Source organism: Leisingera sp. F5 (assembly GCF_001593695.1).
Genome location: NZ_LUKH01000662.1, coordinates 1 through 1900 on the forward strand (window position 1 = coordinate 1; position 1900 = coordinate 1900).

General features: G+C 60.9%; 1 protein-coding gene. It reads left to right on the forward strand.

The annotated features are described in order from the left end of the window. Positions 1-53: 53 nt before the first annotated feature. Positions 54-1742, forward strand: a complete 1689-nt coding sequence (locus A2I95_RS34505) for an NAD(P)H-dependent oxidoreductase subunit E (RefSeq protein WP_291737051.1) — start codon at positions 54-56, stop codon at positions 1740-1742. The last annotated feature ends 158 nt before the right edge of the window (positions 1743-1900 follow it).

A 1900-nucleotide genomic window follows, 5' to 3' on the forward strand; every position in this document is an offset into this window, starting at 1 on the left:
TATTCATTCTTGATGGCATTTCGGGTTGAATTACGTGCTGACTGGAGGACCCCATGGCACCATTGGATGATAGCAAGGGCGTATGGAAGTCCGGCAAAGGCAAGGGGCGCAAGACGCCCAAAGGCCGCCAGGTTGACGACATTGCGCTGAGCGAGGTTCAGGAACTGCTGGGTGACCGCCCGCGCAACCGTGATCTTCTGATTGAATTCCTGCACCTGATTCAGGACAAATACAGCTGCCTCAGCGCGGCGCATATACGGGCGCTGGCCGAAGAGATGCGCACTGGCCAGGCGGAAATCTATGAAGTGGCCACCTTCTATGCCCATTTTGATGTGGTGAAGGAAGGCGAGACACCGCCGCCCGCGCTGACAATCCGGGTTTGCGACTCTCTGTCGTGCGAGCTGGCGGGTGCTGAGCAGCTGCAAAAAGCGCTGGAAGATGGGCTGGACGCGTCGCAAGTCCGCGTGCTGCGCGCACCCTGCATGGGCCGCTGCGACACCGCCCCGGTGCTGGAAATCGGTCACAACCACATCGACCATGCGACGGTTGAAAAGGTGGAAGCGGCGATTGCGGCAGATGACACACATGCGCACATCCCTGAATACGAAACCTTCGCCGCCTACGAGGCCGAAGGCGGTTATGCGACGCTGAAAGACCTGCGTGCCAATGGCGACTGGGAAGCGGTTCAGGCGAAAGTCAAAGAAGCCGGCCTGCGCGGTCTTGGCGGCGCTGGCTTTCCGTCGGGCACCAAATGGGGTTTTGTCCGCGCCAATGAAGGCCCGCGCTATCTGGCCGTGAATGGCGATGAGGGCGAACCCGGGACCTTCAAGGACCGCTACTACCTGGAGCGCACGCCGCATATCTTCCTGGAAGGCATGCTGATGGCGGCTTGGGCCGTCGAAGCTGAAAAAGCCTTTATCTACATGCGCGACGAATATCCGGCGGTGCTGGAGATCCTCGCAATCGAGATCAAGGCGCTGGAAGACGCAGGTATCGTCGAGGCAGGCTACATCGATTTGCGCCGCGGGGCAGGGGCCTATATCTGCGGTGAAGAAAGCGCGATGATCGAGTCGATCGAAGGCAAGCGCGGCGAGCCGCGCCACCGTCCGCCTTTTGTGGCGCAGGTGGGTATCTTCGGCCGTCCGACCCTCGTTCACAACGTCGAAACCCTCTATTGGGTCTGCAAAATCAACCGCGAAGGCCCTGAGTGCCTGAACTCGGTTGAGAAGAACGGCCGCAAGGGCCTGCGCAGCTACTCCGTGTCGGGCCGCGTGAAGAACCCGGGCGTGCATCTGCTGCCGGCCGGTTCCACCATCACCGATGTTATCGAAGCCTGTGGCGGGATGCTGGATGGCCATGCCTTCAAGGCGTACCAGCCGGGCGGCCCGTCCTCGGGCCTGCTGCCTGCGTCGATGCACGACATCCCGCTCGACTTTGACACGCTGCAGCCGCACGGCACTTTCATCGGGTCTGCCGCTGTTGTGGTTCTGTCCGATCAGGACTCGGCCCGCGACGCTGCGCTGAACATGCTGCGCTTCTTCGAGGATGAAAGCTGCGGCCAATGCACCCCCTGCCGGGTGGGCTGCGAGAAGGCTGTGAAGCTGATGAGCGAAAAGAAGTGGGATCAGGGCCTGCTGGAAGAGCTGAGCGCGGCGATGGTTGACACATCGATCTGCGGTCTGGGTCAGGCAGCACCTAACCCGATCCGCCTGACCATCAAACACTTCCCCGAGGAGGTTTAAGCCATGAGCGATAAAATCACTTTCACACTCGATGGCGAACAGGTTTCGGCTGAAGCAGGCCTGACCATCTGGGAAGTCGCCAACGGGATGATCGAGTCGATCGAAGGCAAGCGCGGCGAGCCGCGCCACCGTCCGCCTTTTGTGGCGCAGGTGGGTAT

Excerpts from the sequence above, each read along its gene's own strand:
- A2I95_RS34505 (WP_291737051.1), top strand. The coding sequence starts at position 54 with ATGGCACCATTGGATGATAGCAAGGGCGTATGGAAGTCCGGCAAAGGC.